Origin of the sequence: Pseudomonas cichorii (assembly GCF_019719005.1) — a bacterium.
In the GTDB taxonomy this organism is placed as follows: Bacteria; Pseudomonadota; Gammaproteobacteria; order Pseudomonadales; family Pseudomonadaceae; genus Aquipseudomonas; species Aquipseudomonas cichorii_E.
The window spans coordinates 1-24914 of sequence record NZ_JAIGPJ010000021.1 but is presented as its reverse complement, the minus strand read 5'-3'; the positions used below and the strand labels follow the sequence as shown (position 1 = coordinate 24914).

General features: G+C 59.0%; 26 protein-coding genes. 7 read left to right on the top strand and 19 right to left on the bottom strand.

Going from position 1 to position 24914, the window contains the following annotated elements; translation table 11 throughout:
• Positions 1–20 precede the first annotated feature (20 nt).
• From K5D32_RS15985 to K5D32_RS15955, 7 genes are all read right to left on the bottom strand, one after another.
• Positions 21–974 (bottom strand): adenosine deaminase, encoded by a 954-nt coding sequence (locus K5D32_RS15985; RefSeq protein ID WP_221577869.1) that lies wholly within the window; start codon positions 972–974, stop codon positions 21–23.
• Between the two features lie 76 nt (positions 975–1050).
• Positions 1051–2019, bottom strand: a complete 969-nt coding sequence (locus K5D32_RS15980) for a 2-oxoglutarate and iron-dependent oxygenase domain-containing protein (protein WP_221600990.1) — start codon at positions 2017–2019, stop codon at positions 1051–1053.
• 81 nt (positions 2020–2100) lie between these two features.
• The gene (locus K5D32_RS15975) at positions 2101–3195 is read right to left on the bottom strand and encodes a BMP family ABC transporter substrate-binding protein (protein ID WP_198724479.1); all 1095 of its coding nucleotides are present in this window, start codon (positions 3193–3195) and stop codon (positions 2101–2103) included.
• Positions 3196–3362: 167 nt separating this feature from the next.
• Positions 3363–4154, bottom strand: a complete 792-nt coding sequence (fecE, locus tag K5D32_RS15970; protein ID WP_095068353.1) for a Fe(3+) dicitrate ABC transporter ATP-binding protein FecE — start codon at positions 4152–4154, stop codon at positions 3363–3365.
• Between the two features lie 4 nt (positions 4155–4158).
• Positions 4159–5127: an iron chelate uptake ABC transporter family permease subunit gene (locus tag K5D32_RS15965; protein ID WP_221600988.1), complete on the bottom strand. Its 969-nt coding sequence runs from the start codon at positions 5125–5127 to the stop codon at positions 4159–4161.
• Complete coding sequence (gene fecC / locus K5D32_RS15960; RefSeq protein WP_221600986.1) at positions 5124–6113, bottom strand: iron-dicitrate ABC transporter permease FecC; 990 nt, start codon at positions 6111–6113, stop codon at positions 5124–5126. The genes K5D32_RS15965 and fecC overlap by 4 nt, the downstream gene beginning before the upstream one ends.
• Positions 6114–7034: a Fe(3+) dicitrate ABC transporter substrate-binding protein FecB gene (locus tag K5D32_RS15955; protein ID WP_221577864.1), complete on the bottom strand. Its 921-nt coding sequence runs from the start codon at positions 7032–7034 to the stop codon at positions 6114–6116.
• 225 nt (positions 7035–7259) lie between these two features.
• On the opposite strand from K5D32_RS15955, the gene K5D32_RS15950 reads away from it, so the two are divergent.
• Positions 7260–8351 carry a calcium:proton antiporter gene (locus K5D32_RS15950; protein WP_221600984.1) on the top strand — a complete coding sequence of 364 codons (1092 nt, stop codon included), beginning with the start codon at positions 7260–7262 and terminating at the stop codon, positions 8349–8351.
• 82 nt (positions 8352–8433) lie between these two features.
• Here the strand turns inward: K5D32_RS15950 and K5D32_RS15945 are convergent, their stop codons facing one another.
• From K5D32_RS15945 to K5D32_RS15930, 4 genes are all read right to left on the bottom strand, one after another.
• Positions 8434–9792, bottom strand: a complete 1359-nt coding sequence (locus tag K5D32_RS15945; protein WP_221600982.1) for an 8-oxoguanine deaminase — start codon at positions 9790–9792, stop codon at positions 8434–8436.
• 156 nt (positions 9793–9948) lie between these two features.
• Positions 9949–10230, bottom strand: coding sequence for a helix-turn-helix domain-containing protein (locus K5D32_RS15940; protein ID WP_221577861.1), 282 nt, complete (start codon positions 10228–10230; stop codon positions 9949–9951).
• Between the two features lie 113 nt (positions 10231–10343).
• A complete protein-coding gene (locus K5D32_RS15935) occupies positions 10344–11030 on the bottom strand; it encodes an SDR family oxidoreductase (RefSeq protein ID WP_221577860.1) in 687 nt (228 codons plus the stop codon).
• A gap of 34 nt (positions 11031–11064) precedes the next feature.
• Positions 11065–11415: a MerR family transcriptional regulator gene (locus K5D32_RS15930; RefSeq protein WP_221593921.1), complete on the bottom strand. Its 351-nt coding sequence runs from the start codon at positions 11413–11415 to the stop codon at positions 11065–11067.
• A gap of 82 nt (positions 11416–11497) precedes the next feature.
• On the opposite strand from K5D32_RS15930, the gene K5D32_RS15925 reads away from it, so the two are divergent.
• Genes K5D32_RS15925 through K5D32_RS15910 form a run of 4 tightly spaced genes read left to right on the top strand, consistent with a single transcriptional unit; the run spans position 11498 to position 13484 of the window.
• Positions 11498–11911 carry a hypothetical protein gene (locus K5D32_RS15925; protein WP_221600980.1) on the top strand — a complete coding sequence of 138 codons (414 nt, stop codon included), beginning with the start codon at positions 11498–11500 and terminating at the stop codon, positions 11909–11911.
• Between the two features lie 55 nt (positions 11912–11966).
• Positions 11967–12452 carry a hypothetical protein gene (locus K5D32_RS15920; RefSeq protein WP_221600978.1) on the top strand — a complete coding sequence of 162 codons (486 nt, stop codon included), beginning with the start codon at positions 11967–11969 and terminating at the stop codon, positions 12450–12452.
• Positions 12449–12895 carry a hypothetical protein gene (locus tag K5D32_RS15915; protein ID WP_260407415.1) on the top strand — a complete coding sequence of 149 codons (447 nt, stop codon included), beginning with the start codon at positions 12449–12451 and terminating at the stop codon, positions 12893–12895. The genes K5D32_RS15920 and K5D32_RS15915 overlap by 4 nt, the downstream gene beginning before the upstream one ends.
• Positions 12852–13484 (top strand): BRCT domain-containing protein, encoded by a 633-nt coding sequence (locus tag K5D32_RS15910; protein WP_221600976.1) that lies wholly within the window; start codon positions 12852–12854, stop codon positions 13482–13484. The genes K5D32_RS15915 and K5D32_RS15910 overlap by 44 nt, the downstream gene beginning before the upstream one ends.
• Positions 13485–13555: 71 nt before the next feature.
• On the opposite strand, the gene K5D32_RS15905 is transcribed toward K5D32_RS15910, so the two are convergent.
• The 7 genes from K5D32_RS15905 to K5D32_RS15875 form a co-directional block, all read right to left on the bottom strand.
• Complete coding sequence (locus tag K5D32_RS15905) at positions 13556–14479, bottom strand: ABC transporter permease (protein WP_221600974.1); 924 nt, start codon at positions 14477–14479, stop codon at positions 13556–13558.
• Entirely contained in the window at positions 14479–15579 is a 1101-nt protein-coding gene (locus tag K5D32_RS15900) for an ABC transporter permease (protein ID WP_198724493.1), read from the bottom strand. The genes K5D32_RS15905 and K5D32_RS15900 overlap by 1 nt, the downstream gene beginning before the upstream one ends.
• Positions 15580–15590: 11 nt before the next feature.
• Entirely contained in the window at positions 15591–17144 is a 1554-nt protein-coding gene (locus K5D32_RS15895; protein ID WP_221600972.1) for an ABC transporter ATP-binding protein, read from the bottom strand.
• 525 nt (positions 17145–17669) lie between these two features.
• The gene (locus K5D32_RS15890; RefSeq protein ID WP_221577855.1) at positions 17670–18263 is read right to left on the bottom strand and encodes a YigZ family protein; all 594 of its coding nucleotides are present in this window, start codon (positions 18261–18263) and stop codon (positions 17670–17672) included.
• A 32-nt stretch (positions 18264–18295) separates the two neighbouring features.
• The gene (locus K5D32_RS15885) at positions 18296–18958 is read right to left on the bottom strand and encodes a TetR/AcrR family transcriptional regulator (protein ID WP_025258390.1); all 663 of its coding nucleotides are present in this window, start codon (positions 18956–18958) and stop codon (positions 18296–18298) included.
• A gap of 85 nt (positions 18959–19043) precedes the next feature.
• Positions 19044–20441, bottom strand: coding sequence for a uracil-xanthine permease family protein (locus K5D32_RS15880; RefSeq protein ID WP_221577854.1), 1398 nt, complete (start codon positions 20439–20441; stop codon positions 19044–19046).
• Positions 20442–20617: 176 nt separating this feature from the next.
• On the bottom strand, positions 20618–21538 hold the full coding sequence (locus tag K5D32_RS15875) for a LysR family transcriptional regulator (protein WP_095068356.1): 921 nt from the start codon (positions 21536–21538) through the stop codon (positions 20618–20620).
• A gap of 111 nt (positions 21539–21649) precedes the next feature.
• Between K5D32_RS15875 and K5D32_RS15870 the strand changes: the two genes are divergently transcribed.
• Together K5D32_RS15870 and K5D32_RS15865 are read left to right on the top strand one after the other, a co-directional pair.
• Positions 21650–22996 carry an aspartate aminotransferase family protein gene (locus K5D32_RS15870; protein WP_200994954.1) on the top strand — a complete coding sequence of 449 codons (1347 nt, stop codon included), beginning with the start codon at positions 21650–21652 and terminating at the stop codon, positions 22994–22996.
• Positions 22997–23047: 51 nt separating this feature from the next.
• Positions 23048–24541: a CoA-acylating methylmalonate-semialdehyde dehydrogenase gene (locus K5D32_RS15865; RefSeq protein ID WP_221600970.1), complete on the top strand. Its 1494-nt coding sequence runs from the start codon at positions 23048–23050 to the stop codon at positions 24539–24541.
• A gap of 81 nt (positions 24542–24622) precedes the next feature.
• Here K5D32_RS15865 and K5D32_RS15860 read toward each other — a convergent pair.
• Positions 24623–24914 (bottom strand): hypothetical protein (locus tag K5D32_RS15860; RefSeq protein WP_221600967.1); only part of this gene is annotated, 292 nt, incomplete at its 5' end.

Below are 24914 nucleotides of genomic sequence, written 5' to 3'. Positions count from 1 at the left end.
CCTGCCCGCGATGCTGTTGATTACGGCTTGACCAGACGCGCATCCAGACTGTTTTGCGCCAGACGTTTTGCCTGATCCTGAGTCATGCCCAGATGGGTGTGCAGCGCGTGGAAGTTTTCGGTGACATAACCGCCGAAGTAGGCCGGGTCATCGGAGTTCACGGTGACCTTCACGCCACGCTCCAGCATGTCGAGAATGTTGTGTTGGGACATATGGTCGAACACGCACAGCTTGGTGTTGGACAACGGGCAGACGGTCAGCGGAATCTGTTCATCGATGATCCGCTGCATCAGGCGCTCGTCTTCGATGGCACGCACGCCATGATCGATACGCTGGATCTTCAACAGATCCAGTGCCTCCCAGATGTACTCGGGTGGACCTTCTTCACCGGCATGGGCCACGGTCAGGAAGCCTTCGTTGCGAGCACGGTCGAACACCCGCTGGAACTTGCTGGGCGGGTGGCCCATTTCCGAGCTGTCCAGGCCCACGGCCACGAATGCATCACGGAACGGCAGCGCCTGATCCAGGGTTTTCTCGGCTTCTTCTTCGCTCAGGTGGCGCAGGAAACTCAGGATCAGGCCGCTGCTGACGCCCAGTTGCGACTGGCCGTCCTTGAGGGCTCCGGTGATGCCCGCCAAAACCACTTCAAACGGGATGCCCCGGTCGGTGTGGGTCTGTGGGTCGAAGAAGGGTTCGGTATGGATGACGTTCTGCGCCTTGCAGCGTTGCAGGTAAGCCCAGGTCAGGTCGTAGAAATCCTGCTCGGTGCGCAGCACGTCCGCGCCCTGATAGTAGAGGTCCAGAAACTCTTGCAGATTGTTGAAGGCATAAGCCCCGCGCAAGGCCTCGACGTCGTTCCAGGGCAGTGCGATTTTGTTGCGCTCGGCCAGCGCAAACAGCAACTCAGGCTCCAGGGAGCCTTCCAGATGCAGGTGCAATTCTGCCTTGGGCAGGGCGTTCAACCAGTCGTACATGTTCTTTTCTCATCAGGTGCAGATGGCGGCATTCTACAGATGCAGCGCTCCGGCAGGGTAAAACCTGACCGTCAGTTCAGGTAATGGCCTCCTGCTCGCGTCGATACGCATAGGTGTCGGCAAAGCGTGACAGCAGAAACTCCGCGCAGGTGGTGACAGGATAGCGTGCCGGATTGCTTTCGCTCTGGCAGCCAGGGAGGCATTCGATACGGGTGTCCGGATGCGGTTCCGCGAAGAAGGGCATGGAGTAGCGATCGACGCCCAGCGGGCTGATGACCCGGTGCGGCGTAGACACATAACGGTCGTTGCTCCAGCGCGCCATCATGTCGCCGATATTGACCACGAACGTGCCCTCAAGCGGCGGCGCATCGATCCACTGGCCGCGAACATCACGTACCTGTAGCCCGCCGGCCGCATCTTGATACAGCAGCGTGATGCAGCCGTAATCGGTATGGGCTCCGGCACCTTGCTGTTCGGTGGAGGTTGCGGTATGGCGTGGCGGGTAATGGATCATGCGAAAGACGCTGACCGGGTCCTTGAAACGCTGATCGAAAAAGTCAGGTTCGATACCCAGGGCCAGGGTCATGGCCCGCAGCAGCGTCTGGGCCAGGGCCTGCATATCCAGATAATGCTGCTCCATCAGGCTTTCCCAGCCCGGTATGTCGGGGTGGCGATTCGGTCCGCGCAAGGGTTTGCCAGCCAGCACATCGGGATGGCCGGCATCCATGTGCAGGCCCATGTCGAAGGTTTCCTTGAGGTCGCTGGGCAGGTTCGGGTCCAGTTGCTCGGTGGCAATGGCACCATAGCCGCGATGATGCGAGCTTTGGGTGATGTCTATCCTGAGTTTCTCAGCCTGAGGCAGAGCAAAGAGTTGCTTGCCGGTGCTCAGCACCTGTTCGATGCGCTGGGCCGTGATCGGGTGGCCCTTGATGTAGAAAAAGCCCCACTCGCGGCAGGCCTGATCGATCTGGCTGGCAACCGCCTGCCAGGCCTGTTCGTCAGGTGTGTAGAGCGGGGCGATGTCGATGATGGGAAGCGGGTTCATGAACCATTCCTGAGTGTTCGTTGTGTTGCCTGAGAGGCGCGAGCAGGCGGGCGTACAACGGCCTGCTCGCGAACGAGCAGCTTACTTCGGCAGTTCTGCCTTGATCCCTTCAACGTAGTAGTTCATCGAGGCCAGCTCGGCATTGGTGGCGACCTTGCCTTCCGGGATCTTCACTGCGCCGGTCTGGTCCTTGATCGGGCCGGTGAACGGATGGAATTCACCGCTCTCGATGCTGGCGATGATCTTCTGCGCTTCGGCTTTCACGTCAGCCGGGACGATATCGCTGATCGGCAGCTCAACCGTGCCTTCCTTCAGGCCGCCCCAGTAATCCTGCGGTTTCCAGGTGCCGGCAATCACGCCTTCGGTGGCCTGGATGTAATGCGGGCCCCAGTTGTTGACGATGGAGGTCAGGACCGCCTTCGGCCCGAAGTGCGCCATGTCCGAAGCATAGCCAACCGCGTAGACACCACGGCGCTCGGCCGTCTGGATCGGGGCCGGGCTGTCGGTGTGCTGGAACACCACGTCCACGCCCTGATCGATCAGCGCGTTGGCGGCGTCGGCTTCCTTGCCCGGATCGAACCAGGAGTTGACCCAGACCACCTTGATTTCAGTGCCGGGGTTGTACTTGTTCAGTGCCAGCTGGATGGCGTCGATATCGCGCAGGACTTCAGGAATCGGGAACGAGGCGACATAACCGATCTTCTTGGTCTTGGTCATCTTCGCCGCCAGGAAGCCGCCGACATAACGACCTTCATACGTGCGGGCCAGATAAGTGCCCATGTTCTTGTCCTGCTTGTAGCCGGTGGCGTGCTCGAACTTCACCTTCGGGAACTGCTTGGCGACTTTCAGCGTCGGGTTCATGTAACCGAAAGAGGTGCTGAAAATCAGGTCGAAGCCACCCTTGGCCATATTGCGAATCACGCGCTCGGCATCCGCACCTTCCGGCACGTTCTCGACGTAACTGCTGCTGACCTTGTCGCCCAGCGCCGCGACCATCGCCTTGCGGCCCTGCTCGTGTTGATAAGTCCAGCCATGGTCGCCGATGGGGCCGATGTAGACGAAGCCGACTTTCAGAGGATCGGCAGCCGAAGCGAGCAGACTGGAACCCAGGCCGACAACGGCAGCCATGGCACACAGCAGTTTTTTCAGAGGACGACGTGGGTTGGTGAGGTGCATCGGGTCTAGCTCCTTGCAATCTTGTTGGCATGACCGACTAAGCGGGGTATGCCTCCAGCCAATGCAAAAAACTGACCACAAAGACAACTTGTGACGGGCTGCCGGTTCCCGGGCTCAAGGCCCTTCAAGGCATGCAGCCCGAAGGTGCAGAAGCGCTTGCCGCGCTTCTAACTGGTGCAGCGGGTGCTGCGTTCGACAATGCACATCGGCGTGCCTGCCACCGGTTCACGCATGATCTGCACCTGCACATCGAAAACCCGGCTCACCAGTTCGGCATCCAGTACTTCATCGGGCGTTCCGCTGGCTACCAGACGTCCCGCCTGCATCACCGCCAGATGGTCGGCATAACGGCAGGCCTGGTTGATGTCGTGCAACACGGTGATAACCGTCTTGCCCTCTGCGCTGAGCTGGCGCATCAGGTCCAGCAGCTCGACCTGATGGCTGATGTCCAGATAGGTGGTCGGCTCATCCAGCAGAACGATGGCGGCATCCTGCGCCAGGACCATCGCCAGCCAGGCTCGCTGGCGCTGCCCGCCCGACAGATCGGATAAAGGGCGCTCGGCCAGTGCTTCCAGCTCCATGCGCTGCAGGGCCTGATCGACACTGCTGCGGTCGGCACCGCTCAAACGTCCCCACAGGCTGTTATGGGGGCTGCGCCCGTAGGCCACGAGTTGCCGCACGCTGACGCCTTCGGGAATCGGCAACACTTGCGGCAGAAAGGCAATCTTGCGCGCCAGCTCCCGTGGCGAAAGCTGCGCGTAGGCCTGACCGTCAAGGCTTAGCGTGCCTGACTGCGGGGTGAGAATCCTGGCGAACGCCTTGAGCAAGGTGGACTTGCCGCAGCCATTGGGGCCGATCAATGCCGTGACCTTGCCCGGCGGCGGACTGAACGACAGCGCCTGCACGATACGGGTATCGCCGTAGCCGATGTCGAGTTGCTGTGCCTGGAGAATGCTCATGGAATCAACCTTTGAATCTTGCCAGCAGCCAGAGGAAATACGGGGCACCGATCACCGCCGTGAGAATACCGGCAGGAATCTCGCTGGGTGCGATCAGCGTGCGTCCCAGGGTGTCGGCCAGCACCAGCAACAGCGAGCCCAGCAGCATCGAAGCAGGTAACAGATATTGGTGATGACCGCCCACCAGACGCCGGGCCATGTGTGGCGCAACCAGCCCGACAAAACCCACCGGGCCGATGATGCCTACGCCCGCGCTGGTCAGCAGCACCGCGCCACCCATGGCCAGCCAGCGGATGCGCTTCAAGCCGGTGCCGAGGCTTTGTGCGGCTTCGTCACCCAGGCCGATCAGGTTCAAGGGCTTGGCCAGCAACAGGCAGGCCGGGATCAATACCAGAAACGGCAGTGCCAGCCAGACATGGTGCCAGTTGCGACTCCACAAACTGCCGGTCAGGGCCAGCAGCGCGGTGTTGATATCCAGCGGATTGGACAGGATCAGAAACTCGGTGATGCTCGACAACGTGACCGCAATCGCCACCCCGGACAGCGCGAACCGTACGCCGGAAAACTGCACGCCGGTGTTGTACAGCGCCAGCAGCAAGGCGCCGGCTGCACCACCCAGGCAAGCCACCAGCGGCAGCCAGGCCACCGGCATCTGTGGGAAACCTATGATTGCGATGGTCAGCGCCAGCCCGGCACCCTGAGTGACACCGAGGATTTCCGGCGAGGCCAGCGGGTTGCGGATAACGCCTTGGACGATGGCACCGGCCAGCCCGAAGGCGCTCCCGGTCAGAATGGCGATCAGGCCCCGTGGCAGGCGATGGTTCCAGACCTCGAAGTCCTTGCTGTCGTGGGCGATCAAATGATCGAGCACCGCGCCGGGCGTCAGCCAGACCGTGCCTGCGCTCAGGCTGAGGAGTAGCGCGAGCAGTAACAGCGCGAGCAGAATCAGCAATCTTGAACGTGGCTGATTCATAGCGTGCGCCTTGCCAGAAACAGAAAGAACGGCGCGCCAATCAGCGCAGTGACGACACCGGCTGGCGTCTCCACCGGAAAGGCCACGGCGCGGCTGATCAGATCGGACGCGAGCACAATCGCCGCACCCAGACCGGCGCTGATGGGGATCAGCCAGCGGTAATCGTTCCCCAGCCATTGGCGGGCGATGTTGGGCGCAATCAGGCCGACAAAGGCAATCGGCCCTACGGCACAGACACTGGCACCCACCAGCAACAGGCTGACAACGAACACCAGAAAGCGCAGCGCGCCGATCCGTACACCCAGCGAGCGTGCGGCATCTTCGCCCAGGTTGATCAGGTTCAGGCGTGGCGCGCAGGTAATCGCCAGTACCACGCCGATCAAGGTGCAAGGCCAGAGCAACTGCAATTGTTCTGCGCCCACATTGGCCAGCGAGCCGGCCAGCCAGTTAAGGACGCTTTGTGCCTGGGCTTCCACCAGAATCACGGTCAGCCGGGTCAGTGCCGCACACAGTGCAGCCACTGCCACGCCGGCCAGTACCAGTCGGCCCTGAGCCGTGGCAGGCGACCAGGCGCCGCCGAGGCTGAAGACGGTGATCCACGCCAGCGCGCCGCCGATTGCCGTCATCAACAAGGCACCGCCGGGGAAGGGCGGCGCGACCAGACCTGTGGAAAACAATGCCAGCCCCAATGCCGCGCCCGCTGTCACCCCAAACAGAGACGGCGAAGCCAGCCGATTACGGGTGATGCCCTGCATCAATGCACCGGCCACGCCGAGACAGGCACCGACCAGTGCTGCGCAGGCCGCTCGGGGCACCCGCAGTTGCGCCACGATGTAAGCGATGTTGCCGCCTTCGAGCCCCAGAGTGAACAGGCCGTTCCAGGCATCGATCTGCCGGATGCTGAAAGGCGACAGCGCGAACAGCGACATCCAGAACAGGCCCAGGCACGTTACGGCAATCACTGCCGCCATCAGCCAGCGGCGCATTTATGGATTCAGTACGGCCTTGCCGCCCTTGAGAATGGCCAGGGCATCATCGGCGATCTGCTCGGAGGCCATGATGCCGCGATTGCGCGCCCAGCTATCGCCATCGACTTCGGCGACCTGCTTGTTGCGCACCGCGCTCAGCACCTGCCAGAGCGGCTGCTTGCTCCAGGTGTCGACAAGGCTGGGACGACGATAATGGCCGACCAGCAGCCAGCCGGGGTCCAGGGCCAGCAATTGCTCAAGGCTGACGAACTCTGTCGGTGCCGCGTTCTTGCGTACTTCAGGGACTTGCAAACCGACGGCCTGCAACACGCCGCCAGCATAAGAGTGCGGGCCATGGACCGAGAAGCTGTCTTCACGGGCAACGCCGAACAGCGCTTTGGTATTGGCCGGAATCTGCGCCGCGACCTCTTTGAGGTGCTTGCGGTTTTCCTCAATCCGCGCCTGCATCTGCGGGCCTTTGCCCAGCGCGACGCCAATCAGTTCGGCGGATTTCAGACTGCCTTCATAATCCTCGCCACGCGACGGCAACATCAGCGTCGGCGCGAGGCTGGCCAGATCGTTGTAGAGCGCCTGATGACGGCCCAGGTCAGCAATGATCAGGTCCGGCTTGAGGCGGGCAATCACTTCGATATTGGGTTGCGAGCGCAGGCCAACCGACTGCCATTCGCCTACAGCCTTGCGCACCTTGGGCAGCACGCGGTTGGCATCGCCGTCATCGGCAGCACCGACCGGGGTCACGCCTACCGAGGCCAAGCCGTCGAGAAAGGAAAACTCCAGCACCACCACGCGCTTGGGCGCGTCCGGCAGATGAACCTTGTGTTGGCCGTCATCGATATCGATGGGCGCGGCCTGAGCGATGCTGGCCGAGAGAGCCAGCAGGCCGCAAGCCAGCAAACGAGAGAGGCGGGAAGTACGCATGGCAATACCTTTGTAGCGGAAACAGTCGCGCCAGAGGGCACGAAGAAAACGGCGGGCACTATTTCATATCGAAGCGGCAGGATCAAAAGTCATTTGCCCATGAGGTTGGTTCTCGTCCGTCCCGCTTTATGAAACCTTTTGTCACAAAGCGCACTCTCAACCACTTCATCAATGCTGACCTTCAAGGATGTCACGCGACAATAGGTCGCAAGGGCATGGACTCTAATGGGCTCATTACTCAGGCAAGAAAAGTTTCTGTTGCTGGCGATCATTGCCACCTTTATCGCCTATCCCCTGGAGCATGTGCTGCTGGGCAATGGCCAGACGGTCGCGCTGGTCGCCGGGCTGGCGCTGGTGGGCTTTATCGTCTGCGCTTCGCTGCGGGTGGCGCATCATGCCGAGCAGTTGGCGGAAAAAGTCGGCGACCCCTACGGCACCATGATCCTGACCCTGTCGGCGGTGCTGGTCGAAGTGGTGATCCTGGCGATCATGATGAGCAACGAACCATCCCCGACCCTGGTGCGCGACACGATCTACGCCGCCGTGATGCTGGATATCAATGGCATCCTCGGGCTGGCGGCCTTGATGGGCGGACTCAAGCATGGCGAGCAGGCCTACAACGATAATTCGGCGCGCACCTACAGCGTGATGATCCTGACAGCCATGGGCGTGTCGATGGTGGTGCCCGAGTTCATTCCCAAGGCGGACTGGAAGCTGTATTCGGCGTTCACCATCGGCGCGATGATTGTGCTGTACACCTTGTTTCTGCGCATGCAGGTCGGGCCGCACAGTTATTTTTTCAGCTACAGCTATCCCGAGAAAAACAGACGCAAGGATCAGCCTGAAGAACCAGGCGAATCGATTAACCTGACACGCTCCATCGGGACACTGGTGCTGGGCGTGGTGGTGATCGGGGCGCTGGCGGAAGTGATGTCCAAGACCATCGATCTTGGGCTGGAAGGCAGTGGTGCGCCGCCCGTGCTTACGGCGATTCTGGTGGCGGCGATTTCTGCTGCGCCGGAGATCCTGACGGCCTTGCGCGCCGCCTTGGCCAACCGCATGCAGTCGGTGGTCAATATTGCATTGGGCGCTTCGCTGTCCACCGTGATCCTGACGGTTCCTGCAATGGAGGCGATGGCGCTCTACAGCGGGCAACCGTTCCAGATGGCCATGACGCCTGTGCAGACGGTGATGGTCTTTATCACCCTGCTGGTCTGCGCCATCAACCTCAATGACGGAGAAACCAACGCCATCGAGGGCATGACACATTTCGTGCTGTTCGCGACCTTCATCATGCTCTCGTGCCTGGGACTGTAGGACCGGATTTATCCGGGAAGAGGATATTCAAGGCAATAGAGGTGCTGTGAATGTACAGGCCCTTTCCCGGATGAATCCGGTCCTACATGGAGTGCAATAACTGGTGTGCGGCCTGGCGGTGATCGGCGATCAGTTTCTTCAGGTCCAGGCCTTCGACCTGCCCATCTGTCACCCGCCAACGGCCCGCGATCATCACCCGATCCGCCCTGTCCGCACCACACAGCAGCAGCGCCGAAAGCGGGTCATGGCTGCCGGAAAAGCGCAGCTCATCAAGCTTGAACAGCGCCAGATCCGCCTGCTTGCCCACGGCCAGTTCACCGATATCGGTACGCCCCAACAACTGCGCCGAGCCGTGGGTTGCCCAGCCCAGTACACGCTCCGGGGTAATGTCCTGCGCGCCGTAGCGCAATCGCTGCAGATAGAGCGCCTGTCGCGCTTCGAGGATCATGTTGGAGGCATCGTTGGAAGCCGAACCGTCGACCCCAAGGCCCAATGGCGCACCGGCGGCGGTGAGGTCCAGTGTCGGGCAGATGCCCGAAGCCAGGCGCATGTTCGAGCTGGGGCAATGACAGATCCCGGTGCCTGCTGCACCAAGGCGCGCGATTTCATCCGGGTTGAAATGAATGCCGTGGGCCAGCCAGGTGCGCGGTCCGAGCCAGCCGACGCTGTCCAGATAATCCACCGTCCGCAGCCCGAAACGTTGCAGGCAGAAGTCCTCTTCATCCAGGGTTTCAGCCAGATGGGTATGCAGACGCACGTCGAGTTTTTCTGCCAGCGCGGCACTCTCGGCCATGATCTGCGGCGTCACCGAAAACGGCGAGCAAGGTGCCAGGGCAATCTGGATCTGCGCGCCATCTCCACGCTCGTGATAGGTCTCGATCAGGCGCTGGCTGTCGGCCAGAATCACCTCGCCTTGTTGCACGGTCTGTTGCGGCGGCAACCCGCCATCGGCTTCGCCCAGGCTCATGGAACCTCGGGTCAGCATGGCGCGCATGCCCAGCTCACGAACACTGTGCACCTGAATATCAATGGCCTGCTCCAGGCCATCGGGAAACAGATAATGATGATCCGCCGCAGTGGTGCAGCCCGACAGCAGCAATTCAACCAGCGCGACCTGACTGGCCAGCGCGAGCTTTTCCGGCGTCAGGCGTGCCCACACCGGGTACAGGGTCTTGAGCCACGGGAACAAAGGCTGATTTACCACCGGTGCCCAGGCGCGAGTCAGGGTTTGATAGAAGTGATGATGCGTGTTGATCAGCCCCGGCAACAGCACGTGCTCGCGGGCATCGAACACTTGATCACAGGGGCGGGAAGGGTGCTGACCAGCGGCCAGCAGCTCAACGATCACACCCTCTTCGACCACCAGACCGCCACGGGCGTCCAGGTCATTGGCAGTGAAGACGGCAAGGGGATTTTTCAACCAGATACGGATCGCAGGCATAGGCCGGCTCCTCTGAAAGTGGGTTCAGGTTAGCCAGCTCAGTTTTTCCCTGTCTGCTGATCCAGGGTTGCCGGTGATTGTGAACAATGCACGGGCAAGGCGAAGAAGTGTATTACTCGCTCAACTCACAATCAAACATCAACACCGAGCATGTAATCAGGCTGCATCCAGGCGCATGGAAACAACAAGCCCTGCATTTGCCGCCAGATCGACCAGAGCGTCAAGGCTGAACAGATCCACTCGCCCGGACTTCAAGTTGGAAAAACGTGGCTTGGTAATCCCAAGGCGAGCCGCTTTTTCGGTATCGGTGCCAGGCCATTTCTTGATGGATTCGTTCAGCTCGATCATGAGTGTCGAGCGTAACGTCAAGCGAGCCGCCTCTTGAGTGGTATCGGCAAGGGCATCCCAGACACTGGCAAATGTGTGTTCGTCGTTCATGGTTAACTTCTCATCAAATCACGCAGCCATTTACGATTGTGAGCCACCGACATTCATGAGTGGTCCTGCTCTGAAAGCCAGAGCAGAATCCGTTCATCCATCAGTGTGTTGCTTCACCAGACAATCGTCTCGCCCTTGTAGTTGATGAAGTAGTGCCCGCCCTTGCCGGCGTAGTCATTGAGCTGTTTGACCAGCCCGGTGGTGCTGGTCAGGACGTCGATTTCTGCGTTTTCGCCGCCCATTTCGGTTTTCACCCAGCCTGGATGCAGGGAGAGGACGGTGGGGCTGTGTTCGCCCAGTTGGCTGACGAAGGAGTTGGTCATGGAGTTGAGTGCGGCCTTGCTCGCCTTGTAGAGGGCTATTTCGTTTCCGTCCGGGCAGGCGACGCTGCCGAGCACCGAGCTCATGAACGCCAGTACGCCGGTTTCCGGACGAATCTGGCTGACCAGACGCTCGGCCAGACGAATAGGCGCGACGGCGTTGGTCAGGAACAACTGGCCCAGTTCGGCGGCGGTGGACTGGGCTGCGCTTTGATGCTTGGGCCCGATCACGCCGGCGTTGACGAACAGCACATCGAACACTTCGCCCTTGAGCTTCTGGACCAGTACTTCCAGTGAGGCGATTTCGTCGATATCCAGCGCTTCGATGCGAACACCGGAAATGGCCTTGAGGTTGTCGGCCTTTTGCGGGTCACGAACGGTGGCGATCACATTCCAGCCCTGTTCGGTCAGACGCTGGACCAGCCCGAGGCCCAAGCCACGGGATGCGCCGATGATCAGAGCGGTTTTGGTAGCGGTCATGAAAAAACTCCTTGGCAGTTAAAAGAAAAATATCTCAGGGGCTCAGCGGGCAACTCTGGTGCAGGCGCTCTTGAAGCTCGCTGCGCAGCTCACCCAGTTGCGCAATGCGCGTGTCGATCAGCGTCAGCTTGTCCCGAAGCAGTTGGGCAATTGCGATATCCGGTGCAGGTGCCTTCCATAGTTCGGCCACGCTATTGCCGATTTCGTTCAGGCTGAAGCCCAGACGCTGGGCAACCTTGATGAATTGCACCAGTTGCACCGTTTCCACTGGGTAATGACGATAGCCGTTGTCGGTACGCTGAGCGGAAATCAGGCCGCGCTGCTCATAAAAACGCAGCGTGTCGCGACTGACGGCGGTGGCTTGAGCCAGTTCACCAATACGCATGCAATCCTGTCCTTTAGGGCTTGACCCTGGAGCGTACTCCACCCTTTAGCCTGTTGGTATCTCAATCGACAGGACCTGTTTTATGTGGAAAACCCGACAATACCGCCAAGTAGTCCGTGCCAGCGCCTGGTACGACCTGATCGTCACCGCCGCTTTCGCCACACCCTGGACGTTCATGGCGCTGCACGGAATGTTATCGACGCTGAGCCAGCAATGGGGGCTGCCGGGAGAGCTACCAGCGTTCGAGCCCATGCACATGTTGATGGCAAATTTGCTGGGCTCGATTGTCTGCGTGTGGGCCGTACTGCGCATCCGTGATCCGCAGCAGGTATTCGGCCGTTATGACGCGGCGGGACGATTACTGTTTGCCGCCTGGCAGGGTTATGCGCTGATACATGGTGCCAGCAGCCTGCTGATCGGGATTCTGGTGATGGAGCTGGTTTGGGCGGTCGTGCAGCTGTGGCCGGTGCGGAGCGGTGTCGAGCAATCATCTTGACATCATTTTTTGCGGCCAGTAGAAAGCATGGATATTCCTGGCCATGGAGAGGCCGATGTCGATACCTGCCCCCGAAAACCCATCAAAGAAACGTTCTGCCAAACCCAAGCATGACTGGGTTGCCCACGATGACTTTTACGACGGTGACTTCCTCCGTGGATGGCTATTCGCAGTCCACCGTGTGCACACCGCAGCTCTGGGTTACAGCCTTCTGCCTGACAACAAGTCAGGGGTTAAGGGTTACAAGCACTTGTTGAACGAAGAAAGTTTCTCCTTATCCAGTCGTTCACTCATTTTCAATACTCCGCTCGCATCCAGTGATTGGAATGCTGCCTTGAAAACAGAGCTGCGGGCCATCCAGATTTCTCGTGCCTCCAAGGGAAAGGACGGTTACGCGCAAGTGGCTTTATATAGCCTCAATGACGCGAAAACCGGTCTGAAAAATGAACGAATCCTGGAAACAACCCAAAGTGCCGTTATCGCATATCTGCGTTACGGAACCGAGTTTCCGCCCTCTGAAAACGGTAATGAGCCAGTATGACGACTCATGTTTATCGCAAGATTAGTGAGCCAGTCAGAACGGGACTGACCCATGCCCAAATCTGGGAGGACGACGATAAAGGGCTGATTCAGTGTTGGGAAAACGGGCGTGAGCGTGCCGCAGTACTGCCGGAACTGGCAGCCCAGTGTCTGGCAAACCAATTGCCTATCCTGGGATGGAAAGGTGGAGTTTCGCACGCCTTGAAAAAGCGCGAAAAATTCGGGTCTCTGAAGTATCTGGCTCAATGGCAGGGGTTGAGGGGAGATGACCTTGATATTGATCTCTCCAGGGAGTACAGGCTGACATGTTCCGCAACCGGCATGATTGTCACCTTTACCTCTGATCAGTCGAAGTACCTCAGTAAGACCACTGCAGCAATCAACGATGGAGAAACGGTCGATGGTCGACTTGCATCAGGAGTTTCAGAACAGTCGCTTTTTTAGTGCAGCCCGTATCGATCAACGGTCTGTCGATGCCTTGATCGGTATCAGTGCGGGCATGTGTGCTGACGGCAAGATCAATCAGATGGAGGCGCTGTTTCTCAAGGAGTGGATTGAGGCCAATCTCGCTCATCTTGACGACCCGGTCGTTAACCTTCTCTATGGTCGACTGGAAAACATGTTGAGCGACGGGATTCTTGATGAGGAAGAGTCTCAGGAGCTCTTTAGTCTGCTTAAGCAGTTCGGCGGTGCTCAAAAGACCTCGTCGATGAATTTTTCGACGCCGAGCACTCTGCCGCTCAACAATCCTCTTCCTGCTTTCAGCTGGGAAAATAACGTTTTCATGTTTACTGGCACGATGGCTTACGGTCCAAGGAAACATTGCGAGGCATTAGTCGTGGAGCGTGGGGGGCTGATTGGTGGCTCTCTCAGTAAGAAGATCAACTTTCTGGTCATTGGTAGTATTGGCAACGATCAATGGTTGCACAGCAGTTACGGGCTCAAGATAAAGAAAGCGGTAGAACTTCGAGAGACGGGTGTGCCTATTGCCATTGTCAGTGAAGAGCATTGGCAGCAGGCTTTGTTTGGATGATCTCGTCCGTCTTCGCGACTGAAGTCGCTCCTACCGGTTCGGCGTAGGAGTGACTTCAGTCACGAAATGCCTCAATGCCCCGCCTGCCACGGCTGCCCCAATGAAACCGGCGCATACAGTTTTCTCAGCGCATCCCGCGACAGCAGCACCAGGACGATGATGGTCGCCACATACGGCAGCATCGCCAGCAGGTTGGAGGGGATCGCCAGGCCAATGCCTTGTGCAACCAGATGCAGGATGCTGGCGAGGCCGAAGAGGTACGCACCCAGCAGCAGACGCCAGACTCGCCAGCTGGCGAATACCACCAGTGCCAGCGCGATCCAGCCGCGGCCGGCGCTCATGTTTTCGGCCCACATCGGTGTGTAGGCCAGCGACAGATAAGCGCCCGCCAGCCCTGCCATTGCTCCGCCGAACAGCACGGCCAGAGTTCGCACCCGCAAGACCGGCAAGCCCATGGCGCTGGCGGCATCGGGGTTTTCGCCGACGGCCTGGATGATCAGACCGATGCGGCTTTTGAGCAGTGCCCAGGCCACCAGGGCAAACAGCGCGAAGGACAGGTACACCAGCAGATCCTGGGCAAACAGCATGCGGCCGATCAGCGGGATATCGCTGAGGAAAGGAATCGCCACTGGCTCGAAACCATGCAGCGGTTTGCCCACCCAGGCCGCGCCGACGAAGCTCGAAAGGCCCACACCAAAAATGGTCAGCGCCAGCCCTGTGGCAACCTGATTGGCGTTGAATACCAGCGCAACAACGGCAAACAACGCCGACAGCAACATGCCCGCCAGCATGGCCAGCAGCACGCCGAGCCAAAGGTTGCCGGTACTCAGGGCGATGATGAAACCGATCACCGCGCCGAACAGCATCATGCCTTCCTGGCCCAGATTGATGACGCCGCTTTTTTCGCAGATCAGTTCGCCCAGGGCCACCAGTAACAGCGGCGTGCCGCATCGGATCATGGCGTAGAAAATATTGCTCAGCAGGTCGATATCCATCATGCGGCTCCCGCGACAGGCGCCATCTGGCGTTTGGCCCAGCGCAGTTTCAGGCGCGGGCGATAAAGGATCAGCACATCACAGGCCAGCAGGAAGAACAGCATCATCCCCTGGAACAATTGCGTAATGGCCAGTGGCAGGTTGAGGGTCATTTGCGCTTGCTCGCCGCCCAGGTACAAGAGGGCGATCAGCAGGCTGGAAAACAGAATGCCGATGGGGTTCAGGCGTCCGAGAAAGGCCACGGTGATTGCCGCATAGCCATATCCTGGCGATACCTGCGGAACCAGTTGGCCGATGGGGCCGGTCACTTCACTGACGCCCGCCAGACCGGCCAATGCGCCACTGATCAAAAGCGCCAGCCAGACCAGATGTTTTTCGCGAAAGCCCACGAATCCCGCAGCCCGCTTGTCCAGCCCCAGCACTTTTATCTGGAAGCCGACAAAGCTGCGTTGCAGCAGGACCCAGACCGCCACCAGCGCCAGCAGGGCAAAATACACACCGACATGGGCGCGACCATCCTCCATCAGCAGCGGCAAGCGGCTGGCATCCCCAAAGGTGGCCGACTCCGGGAAGTTCATGCCCGCCGGGTCCTTGAGTGGCCCGTGAACAAAGAACAGAAGCAGGTTCAGGGCGATGTAGTTGAGCATGATGCTGGTGAGGATTTCATTGGCATTGAAGCGGGTGCGCAGCCAGGCCGTCACGCCAGCCCATGCAGCGCCAGCCAGCGTGCCGGCAATCAGAATCATCACCAGCGCCCAGCGGCTTTGCATATCGATCACGTTGACTGCCACTGCGCTGCCGGCCAGTGCGCCCAGCAGCAATTGGCCTTCCGCGCCGATGTTCCAGATACGGGCCTGATAGGCGACCGCCAGCCCGAGGGCGCAGAGCAGGATCGGCAAGGTCTTGACCATCAGTTCCGACACGCCATACCAGTCACTGACCGGCGCGATCAGCAGGGTATGCAGCGTCACCCACGGATCGAGCTTCAGGCCGATGAACAGCAGCGAGCCGCAGACAAGCGTCAGGGCGGCAGCCAGCAAGGGCGAACACCACAACATGGCGCGCGATTGCTGGCCGCGCGGTTCCAGGGAAAGCAGCATGTTTGGCTCCGTTAACCCAGCGCGACGGCTTGGGGGTGAGAATGATCGAACTGTCCCGCCATCCAGCCGCCGATCTGCACGGCGTTGGTCTGTTCGGTTGGGATCAGTTGCGAAAGCTTGCCGCTGCTCAGGGCCGCGAGTCGGTCGCTGATCTGGAACAGTTCGTCCAGATCTTCTGAAATCACCAGAATCGCGGCACCTGCATCACGAAGGGCAATCAGGGCTCGATGAATTGCCGCCGCTGCGCCGACATCGACGCCCCATGTCGGGTGAGCGGCCACCAGCAGTTTCGGGTTTTGCAGAATCTCGCGGCCCAGAATGAATTTCTGCAGATTGCCGCCCGACAGGCTATGCGCAGCAGTCTGGGCATCGGGAGTCTTGACCGCAAAGCGGCGAATGATTTCGTCGGCCAGCGCCCGGACCTTGCTGCGCTGGATCAGCCCGTTGCTGACCAGACCTTGTTGAAAGGCCGTCAGGAGGGCGTTGTCGGTCAGGCTCAGTTCGGGGACTGCGCCATGGCCCAGACGTTCGGCGGGCACAAAGGCCAGGCCGAGTTTGCGACGGGCATCCGGGCGCAGGTTGCCGACCTTGTCATCGGCAAAGCGAACAGTCGCAGCCTGTGCGCTGGTCAGTGTCTGTTCACCGCTGAGCAAGGCAAGCAGTTCGTCCTGGCCATTGCCCGCGACGCCGGCAATTCCGACGATCTCGCCGCTGCGCACTTCAAGGTCAACGTCCTGCAACGAGCAGCCGAAGGGATCGGGGTTATGCCAGGAGAGTTTTTCGACCTTCAGGAACGGCGCTGCGCCACTGGCTTTCTCGTATTGAGCGGTCAGTCCTTCTGCATCGCCGACCATCAGGCGCGCCAGTTCCAGATCGGTGCATTGCGCAGGAATGCAGTGCCCGGAAACCTTGCCGCCACGCAGCACTGTCGCGCTGTGGCACAAGGCCCGGACCTCGCCCAGTTTGTGGCTGATGAACAGAATGCTGCAGCCTTCCTCGGCCAGACGCCGCAAGGTAACGAACAGCTCGTCGGCCTCCTGAGGCGTGAGCACTGAGGTGGGTTCGTCCAGAATCAAAAGACGGATGTCCTGCATCAGGCAGCGGATGATTTCCACTTTCTGGCGCTCGCCAATGGACAGGCTGTGGACAAGTCGCTGCGGTTCCAGCGCCATGCCGTAACGCTGGGATACTTCGCGAATGCGCGGTTCCAGTTGTTTTGGCGTGCCCGCCGAGCGGCCCATGGCCAAGGCAATGTTCTGCGCGACGGTCAGGGTTTCGAACAGAGAGAAATGCTGAAACACCATGCCGATCCCCAACCCCCTGGCTTGCGCCGGGTTGCGCATGGACAGCGCTTCGCCCTGCCAGATGATCGAGCCTGAATCCGGCTGGGTCACGCCGTAGATAATCTTCATCAGCGTGCTTTTGCCAGCACCGTTTTCACCCAGCAAGGCGTGGATTTCGCCGGGCTGGATACTCAGGTCGATAGCGTCGTTGGCCAGACAGCCGGGGTATCGCTTGGTGATATGGCGCAGTTGCAGGCGCGGGGGCGGCGCGTGGTTTGGCATGACAGGCTCGGATCATGGAGTGGGTCGCCGGTGGATAAAGCAAAATCCTGGCCAGTGAGTCAGGTTTGTGGCGAATGTTGTCAGGCGGGCATGTGCAGCGTGTTTCCAAGCCTTTGGCGAAGATACCGAAAGCGCTTTGGCACCAGTTCGGGGCGTCCCTGTGCAGGGCAAGTGCCATTATGGATCATCGGGGTTGTGCAAAAAATGTACAGCAGGCCCGGAGGGCGATACCCCAAGCGATTGCGCGACCCTTGCACCTGTTATCCACAGGTTGTTCCACAGTAACTGTGCGAAAGCCGAAAACCGGGTAATAAAGGGATCTGCGGTAGCTTCCAATGGTGCTAAAGAGCGTTAAGACGCTGTTTTAGCATTGTTTTTATCCGGTTAAGTCGCGGTTGTGCAAAAAACGATCACTTGTCTGCGCCGTACGTCCGGTAAGGCTTTCAGCCTGATGTGCTCAGCTTATCCACAGCCGGATGCACAGTAGATGTGGGCAACTCATGCTTAAAATCCGGGAACGTCGAATTACTGAGCTGACGCTGCATGCAGGAGAATTCTGCCGCGGCTCAAGTCCGCCAGTTGCCGTTGCAGCGAGGTGAGGTGTTCCGGACCGATGGCAATCGACATTTCCACGCCATTGGCGGTGAAGTGTTCGGCTTCGATCAGCCCGTTGCATTCGGCCAGGCGTACCTTGACCAGCGCCAGTTCGCTGAAGCTGCATTCCAGATTGAACTGCTCGCGATTGATCAGTGGCAGGCGCTCGGCTTGTTGCAGGCATTTGTTGGCGCCGCCGCCATAAGCCCGGGCCAGTCCTCCGGTGCCCAACTGGATGCCGCCATACCAGCGAATCACCAGCACTACGACCTGATCGAATTCCTGGGCTTCGATGGCTGCCAGTATCGGTCGGCCTGCCGTACCGCCGGGTTCGCCGTCATCACTGCTGCGATATTGAGCGCCGAGCTTCCAGGCCCAGCAATTGTGCGTCGCATCCAGATCGCTGTGCTGCTCGATGAAGGCTTGTGCTTCGGCCGGGCTGGCAATGGGCGCCGCGAGGGTGATGAAGCGGCTTTTGCGAATTTCTTCCCGATATTCGCAAGGACCGGTGAGGGTAAAAGGCATGGAGGTTTCCAGCAGACGACAAGGCCCGAATATTACAAGACCGGCGGCGTAAGCCCACACCCTTTGAGAATGATCTGGATCAGATTGGCGCTGGCATCATCCATATCCTGTCTGGTTTGCCGTGTACGACCGGTTACCCGACAGATCTGGGTGGCAAAGTCGGCGTAATGCTGAGTGCTGCCCCAGAGCAGGAAGATCAGGTTGACCGGATCCACCGGGTCCATTTTTCCGGCATCGATCCAGGCCTGGAAAACGGCGGCGCGACCCTGAAACCAGAGGCGGTAGTCCTGGCTGAAATACTCGCTCATGCACTCGCCGCCGCTGATGATTTCCATGGCGAAAATCCGCGAGGCCTGCGGGTTGCGGCGGGAGAACTCCATCTTGGCGCGAATGTAGCGTGCCAGCGCTTCTGCCGGATCGTCTTCCACCGTCAGGTTGTTGAAGGTGCTGTCCCACTGCTCGATGATGTTGCTCAATACGGCGGCGTACAGCCCCAGCTTGTTGGTGAAGTAATAATGCAGGTTGGCTTTCGGCAGTCCGGCCTTGAGCGCGATGGTGTTCATGCTGGTGCCCTTGAAACCATGACGGGCAAATTCGTCTTCGGCGGCCTTGATGATGGCTTCTTCGTTTTTCTGGCGAATACGGCTTGCAGGCTTGGTGCCGTGAGAGCTGTGGGCTGGGACTTCAAGGGTCATGTGCAGGTCCGGACAGGGTCATGGGGTGCAACGGGTGAACAGATAACGCACCCGCGTGAATCCGACAAGCGCTCATGCAGGAAAATTATTCCTGCGGTTCAAGGGTTTTGGCTGGCTGTTCGTTGTTTTCCCTGATGGCGATAGCCTTTTCCTCTGGAATCAGCAGGCACATGACGATGGCCGTGATACCACCGCTGGTGATTGCCGAGTCGAACAGGTTTTGCACCAGTTGTGGCATGTGGTGCAGCAGCGAAGGTTGCGCTGCGATGCCCAGGCCGACGCCGAACGAGGTGGCAATGATCAGCATGCTGCGCCGGTCCAGCGGCGCCTGGGCAAGAATGCGCACACCCGCTGCCGCGACGCTGCCGAACATCACCAGGGTCGCGCCGCCAAGCACGGGCTTGGGAATCTGTTGCACCACTGCGCCAATGGTCGGGAACAGGCCAAGCATGAACAGCACCACACCTATATAGAGGCCGACATAGCGGCTGGCGACACCGGTCAATTGGATCACGCCGTTGTTCTGGGCAAAGGTGGTGTTGGGGAAGGCACTGAACGTGGCGGCAATCATGCAACTGACACCGTCGCCCAGTACGCCGCCCTTTAGCCGTGACACATAGCTCGGGCCGCTGATGGGCTGGCGGGCCAGCATACAGTTGGCGGTCAGGTCACCGACGGTTTCGATGCTGCTGATCAGGTAAATCAGCGCGACGGGCAGGAAAGCGGTCCAGTCGAAGCTGAATCCGAACTTGAACGGGACCGGCACGCTGATCAGTGGCAAGTCATGAATGGGTTGCGGGACCAGCTTGCCGCTCATCCACGCGGCGACACTGCCCACGGCCAGCCCGATGATGATCGCTGACAAACGAATCCAGGGTGTTCGGGAGCGGTTGAGCGCAATGATGATTGCGAGTACGAATACACCCAACGCCAGGTTGACGGGTGCTCCGAAGTCCGGTGCGTTGAAACCGCCTCCCAGGTCCGTGACGCCGACCTTGATAAGGCTGATGCCGATCAGGGTGATGACAATGCCGGTAACCAGCGGGGTGATGACGCGACGCAACTGGCCAATGAAGCGACTGAGCACGATCTGCACCAGCGCACCGAAGAAGCAGACGCCGAAGATCATCGCCATGATGTCTTCCGGGCTGCCGCCGCGCTGTTTGACGATAAAGCCGGCAGACAGCACAGCGCCGAGGAAGGCGAAGCTGGTGCCTTGCAGGCAGATCATGCCTGCGCCGATGCCGAACGGGCGACGGGCCTGAATAAACGTCCCGACACCGGAAACCATCAGGGCCATGCTGATCAGGTACGGCATGTAAGCGCCCAGGCCCAGTGCCGAACCGATAATCAGGGGCGGGGTAATGATGCCGACGAAACTGGCGAGCACATGCTGCAGAGCCGCGAGTATGGCCGTTACCGGCTTGGGACGATCATTGAGGCCGTAGAGCAGGTCATTGTTATCGGAGGTATCAGGCTGCATGTCGAGCGCTCGGAATGAGGTGTGGTTACGTCTTGGCCAAGCACATTGCAAAAACCTGTCCACTTGCTCAGTTTATTTTTTGTTCTCTCGCTAAATGCATATCCATTTCAAGGGGATAAGCTGTTCCACGGTTTTTTTGACCAGCCCCATTCAACCTTTTTTTCATCCTCGGTGCGTTATCGCGTAGCAGCCAGGCTCTCCAGAAAGCTCTCCAGCACCAAATGAGGGCGACGGCCTTTGCGGGTGACGGAGACCAGGCTCAGATCGTAAAACCGTGAGTCCGGTTTCAAGGTGCGCAGCCTGCCTTGCTGGAGCCAGACATCGGCGTAGTGATCCGGCAGATAGCCTATATAACGACCGGTCAGGATCAGAAAGGCCATGCCTTCGCGATCTGAAGCGCTGGCAGTACACCTGAGTGCCTGATAGTGAGCCTGAATATCGACCGGCAAGCGAAAGGTGGGGGCGATGGCCTCCTGAAGTGCAATGCACTTATCTCCGAGTTCTGCATCTTTCACGTTAAACAAAGGGTGGCCGACCGCGCAGTACAGCAGGGAGCGTTCGCTATATAAAGGTTGGTACTCGAGGCCGGGCAGGGCATTGGTCTGCGGAACGACGCCGACATGCAGGCTGCCATCGAGCACGCCTTGCTCCACTTCCGAGGGGGAGAGCATGCGGATGTTGATATGCACGTCCGGGCCGCGTTCCTTCAGTTGCGACAGGGCATTGGTGATGCGCATGTGCGGTAGCGTCACCAGGTTATCTGTCACGCCGATATTCAGCTCTCCGCGCAGGTGCTGGTGCAGGCCGTTGACCTCGGTGCGAAAACTCTCAAGTGCGCTGAGCAACTGCAACGACGACTGATAGACCTCGCGGCCCTCATCCGTCACCGAGAAACCGGCTCGTCCTCGCTGGCACAGGCGTAAACCAAGTCGCTGTTCCAGGTCGCTCATTTGCTGGCTTATGGCCGAACGGCCAATGCCGAGCACGCTTTCTGCTGCCGAGAAACCACCGGCTTCGACTACGCTTTTGAAAATGCGTAGCAGACGGATATCGAAGTCACTGACTTGTGCCAAGGGATCGGGGCGGCGAATGCTCATTGTTTAGTAATCGCTTAACTAAAGATCGTAAAAGTTGGGTTTTTTAAACCTTATGGTCATGTCACCTTGACTGTAATTGCTCCAATAACACACCTTGTGAGGCTCGTTGCAATGAATGCGTTCGAAGTGTCTGATGTGCCTTCAGCCACCCAATTGAAGCTAGATGCTCATTGGATGCCTTATACCGCCAACCGCAATTTTCAGCGTGACCCGCGGATGATCGTTGCGGCACATGGCAGCCATCTCACTGACGACAAGGGACGCACGATCTACGACGGGCTTTCCGGGCTTTGGACCTGTGGCGCCGGACACACCCGCAAGGAAATCCAGGAAGCGGTTTCCAGGCAATTGGGTGTTCTGGATTACTCACCAGGGTTTCAGTTCGGCCATCCGCTGTCGTTCCAGCTCGCGGAAAAAATCACCGACCTGACGCCGGGCAATCTGAACCACGTTTTTTATACCAACTCCGGTTCCGAGTGCGCCGATACCGCCGTGAAAATGGTTCGCGCCTACTGGCGCCTCAAAGGCCAGTCGACCAAGACCAAAATGATCGGTCGTGCTCGTGGCTATCATGGCGTGAATATCGCGGGTACCAGCCTCGGGGGTGTGAACGGTAACCGCAAGATGTTTGGCCAGTTGATGGATGTGGATCACCTGCCGCACACCTTGCTGGCCAGCAATGCATTTTCCAAAGGGATGCCCGAGGCCGGAGGCATCGCACTGGCCGATGAAATGCTCAAGCTGATCGAATTGCATGATGCCTCGAATATTGCCGCCGTCATCGTTGAGCCGATGGCCGGTTCGGCCGGTGTAATCGTACCTCCTCAGGGGTATCTCAAGCGCCTGCGTGAAATCTGCGATCAGCACAACATCCTGCTGATCTTCGATGAAGTCATCACCGGTTTCGGTCGCACGGGCTCCATGTTCGGTGCCGACAGCTTTGGCGTCACGCCAGACCTGATGTGCATTGCCAAGCAGGTCACCAACGGTGCCATTCCCATGGGCGCGGTGATTGCAAGCAGCGAAATCTATCAAACCTTCATGAATCAGGCCACGCCGGAATATGCCGTGGAATTCCCCCATGGCTACACCTATTCCGCTCACCCGGTTGCCTGTGCCGCAGGTCTGGCGGCGCTGGAGTTGTTGCAGCGTGAAAATCTGGTCCAGCAGGTCGCTGAAACCGCACCGCACTTTGAAAGCCTGTTGCATGGCATCAAAGGCACGAAGAACGTCATCGATATCCGTAACTACGGTCTGGCAGGCGCCATCCAGATCGCGCCACGGGATGGCGATGCGATCGTTCGTCCGTTCGAGGCTGCGATGAAGCTGTGGCAGGCCGGATTCTATGTACGCTTTGGCGGCGACACCCTGCAGTTCGGGCCAACTTTCAACTGCAAGACGCAAGACCTGGATCGACTGTTCGATGCCGTAGGTGAAGCGCTTAACCTGATTGACTGATTGCCGGGGCTTTATACCGGTGATGGACGAGAATTTTCTGGAGCCATTTGCATGAGCAGTATCCAACACTTGATCCACGGTGAGCTGACTTCCGATAACGGACGTACTGCCGATGTGTTCAATCCGTCGACAGGTCAGGCGATTCACCAGGTCGCGCTGGCCAGTCGCGAAACCGTGCAACAAGCCATCGACTCGGCCAAGGCCGCTTTTCCGGCCTGGCGCAACACGCCACCAGCCAAACGTGCCCAGGTCATGTTCCGCTTCAAGCAATTACTGGAGCAGAACGAGGCACGTATCGCCCAGCTCATCAGCGAAGAGCACGGCAAGACCCTGGAGGACGCGGCAGGTGAATTGAAGCGCGGGATCGAAAACGTCGAGTACGCCTGTGCCGCGCCGGAAATCCTCAAGGGTGAATACAGCCGCAATGTCGGCCCGAACATTGATGCCTGGTCGGACTTTCAGCCGTTGGGGATTGTTGCCGGCATCACGCCGTTCAACTTCCCGGCCATGGTGCCGCTGTGGATGTATCCGTTGGCGATTGCCTGCGGCAACTGCTTCATCCTCAAACCTTCGGAACGTGATCCGAGTTCTACCCTGCTGATTGCCCAGTTGCTGCACGAAGCCGGTTTGCCCAATGGCGTGCTCAACGTTGTGCATGGCGACAAGGTGGCCGTTGATGCACTGATCGAGGCGCCGGAGGTCAAGGCACTGAGTTTTGTGGGCTCCACGCCGATTGCCGAGTACATCTATAAAGAAGGCGCTGCGCGAGGCAAGCGTGTCCAGGCGTTGGGTGGTGCAAAGAACCATGCGGTACTGATGCCCGATGCCGATCTGGATAACGCTGTCAGTGCGCTGATGGGCGCGGCCTATGGTTCATGCGGCGAGCGCTGCATGGCGATTTCGGTTGCCGTCTGTGTGGGCGATCAGATTGCCGATGCGCTGGTTGCCAAGCTGGTCCCGCAGATCAAGAGCCTGAAGATCGGTGCTGGCACCAGCTGTGGTCTGGACATGGGACCACTGGTGACCGGGCAGCATCGCGATAAAGTCAGTGGCTATATAGAGGATGGTGTTCAGTCCGGTGCAACGCTGGTTGTCGATGGGCGCGATATCCGCATTGCGGGTAATGAAGAAGGTTTCTTCATGGGCGGCTGCCTGTTTGATCGCGTGACGCCGCAGATGCGCATCTATAAGGAAGAGATATTCGGTCCGGTGCTGTGCATCGTGCGCGTCAACAGTCTTGAGCAGGCGATGCAACTGATCAACGAGCATGAATACGGCAACGGCACCTGCATCTTCACCCGCGATGGTGAAGCGGCACGCTTGTTCTGCGATGAAATCGAAGTCGGCATGGTCGGGGTCAACGTTCCGCTGCCGGTGCCTGTTGCCTATCACAGCTTTGGCGGCTGGAAGCGTTCACTGTTTGGCGACCTGCATGCCTATGGCCCGGATGGCGTGCGCTTCTATACCCGCCGCAAGGCCATTACCCAGCGCTGGCCGCAGCGTGCAAGTCATGAGGCATCGCAGTTTGCTTTCCCGAGCCTCTAAATAATCAATCCCGGGGATCGTCTTGTTAAGACAGTCCCCGTGTTTATTGGGGTAGCAGAGTTTTATGACAGTATTCTGAAATTAAGTGTTGACGGGCGATTTAATCTCTCTATAATTCGCCCCACTTCCGGCGCAGACGGAACTGAAAAAGCCTTGTAAATCAATAGTTTGCAGGTGTTTAGCGGTTCTGGAGTCGAGCGGGAAGTGCTTAGGTCGTGGTTGGGTCGACAGCGGTGTGAGAAAGCGTTTGACACAGCCTTCGGGTCCTGTAGAATTCGCCTCCCGCTGACGAGCAACTTGAAGTTGATCGAAGCGCAAGTGGTTGAAGTTGCAAAGGAAACTTTGAAACTTGTTGAAATAACCGCTTGACAGA

What these genes read in the sequence shown, in the direction of transcription:
- K5D32_RS15950 (WP_221600984.1), top strand. Translation starts at nt 7,260, where the DNA reads ATGGGCTCATTACTCAGGCAAGAAAAGTTTCTGTTGCTGGCGATCATT.
- K5D32_RS15925 (WP_221600980.1), top strand. Translation starts at nt 11,498, where the DNA reads ATGTGGAAAACCCGACAATACCGCCAAGTAGTCCGTGCCAGCGCCTGG.
- K5D32_RS15935 (WP_221577860.1), bottom strand. Translation starts at nt 11,030, where the DNA reads ATGACCGCTACCAAAACCGCTCTGATCATCGGCGCATCCCGTGGCTTG.
- fecE (WP_095068353.1), bottom strand. Translation starts at nt 4,154, where the DNA reads ATGAGCATTCTCCAGGCACAGCAACTCGACATCGGCTACGGCGATACC.
- K5D32_RS15945 (WP_221600982.1), bottom strand. Translation starts at nt 9,792, where the DNA reads ATGCCTGCGATCCGTATCTGGTTGAAAAATCCCCTTGCCGTCTTCACT.
- K5D32_RS15985 (WP_221577869.1), bottom strand. Translation starts at nt 974, where the DNA reads ATGTACGACTGGTTGAACGCCCTGCCCAAGGCAGAATTGCACCTGCAT.
- K5D32_RS15880 (WP_221577854.1), bottom strand. Translation starts at nt 20,441, where the DNA reads ATGCAGCCTGATACCTCCGATAACAATGACCTGCTCTACGGCCTCAAT.
- K5D32_RS15955 (WP_221577864.1), bottom strand. Translation starts at nt 7,034, where the DNA reads ATGCGTACTTCCCGCCTCTCTCGTTTGCTGGCTTGCGGCCTGCTGGCT.
- K5D32_RS15975 (WP_198724479.1), bottom strand. Translation starts at nt 3,195, where the DNA reads ATGCACCTCACCAACCCACGTCGTCCTCTGAAAAAACTGCTGTGTGCC.
- K5D32_RS15930 (WP_221593921.1), bottom strand. Translation starts at nt 11,415, where the DNA reads ATGCGTATTGGTGAACTGGCTCAAGCCACCGCCGTCAGTCGCGACACG.
- K5D32_RS15865 (WP_221600970.1), top strand. Translation starts at nt 23,048, where the DNA reads ATGAGCAGTATCCAACACTTGATCCACGGTGAGCTGACTTCCGATAAC.
- K5D32_RS15905 (WP_221600974.1), bottom strand. Translation starts at nt 14,479, where the DNA reads ATGGATATCGACCTGCTGAGCAATATTTTCTACGCCATGATCCGATGC.
- K5D32_RS15980 (WP_221600990.1), bottom strand. Translation starts at nt 2,019, where the DNA reads ATGAACCCGCTTCCCATCATCGACATCGCCCCGCTCTACACACCTGAC.
- K5D32_RS15965 (WP_221600988.1), bottom strand. Translation starts at nt 5,127, where the DNA reads ATGAATCAGCCACGTTCAAGATTGCTGATTCTGCTCGCGCTGTTACTG.
- fecC (WP_221600986.1), bottom strand. Translation starts at nt 6,113, where the DNA reads ATGCGCCGCTGGCTGATGGCGGCAGTGATTGCCGTAACGTGCCTGGGC.
- K5D32_RS15870 (WP_200994954.1), top strand. Translation starts at nt 21,650, where the DNA reads ATGAATGCGTTCGAAGTGTCTGATGTGCCTTCAGCCACCCAATTGAAG.
- K5D32_RS15900 (WP_198724493.1), bottom strand. Translation starts at nt 15,579, where the DNA reads ATGCTGCTTTCCCTGGAACCGCGCGGCCAGCAATCGCGCGCCATGTTG.
- K5D32_RS15875 (WP_095068356.1), bottom strand. Translation starts at nt 21,538, where the DNA reads ATGAGCATTCGCCGCCCCGATCCCTTGGCACAAGTCAGTGACTTCGAT.
- K5D32_RS15885 (WP_025258390.1), bottom strand. Translation starts at nt 18,958, where the DNA reads ATGACCCTTGAAGTCCCAGCCCACAGCTCTCACGGCACCAAGCCTGCA.
- K5D32_RS15890 (WP_221577855.1), bottom strand. Translation starts at nt 18,263, where the DNA reads ATGCCTTTTACCCTCACCGGTCCTTGCGAATATCGGGAAGAAATTCGC.
- K5D32_RS15940 (WP_221577861.1), bottom strand. Translation starts at nt 10,230, where the DNA reads ATGAACGACGAACACACATTTGCCAGTGTCTGGGATGCCCTTGCCGAT.
- K5D32_RS15920 (WP_221600978.1), top strand. Translation starts at nt 11,967, where the DNA reads ATGTCGATACCTGCCCCCGAAAACCCATCAAAGAAACGTTCTGCCAAA.
- K5D32_RS15910 (WP_221600976.1), top strand. Translation starts at nt 12,852, where the DNA reads ATGGTCGACTTGCATCAGGAGTTTCAGAACAGTCGCTTTTTTAGTGCA.
- K5D32_RS15915 (WP_260407415.1), top strand. Translation starts at nt 12,449, where the DNA reads ATGACGACTCATGTTTATCGCAAGATTAGTGAGCCAGTCAGAACGGGA.
- K5D32_RS15895 (WP_221600972.1), bottom strand. Translation starts at nt 17,144, where the DNA reads ATGCCAAACCACGCGCCGCCCCCGCGCCTGCAACTGCGCCATATCACC.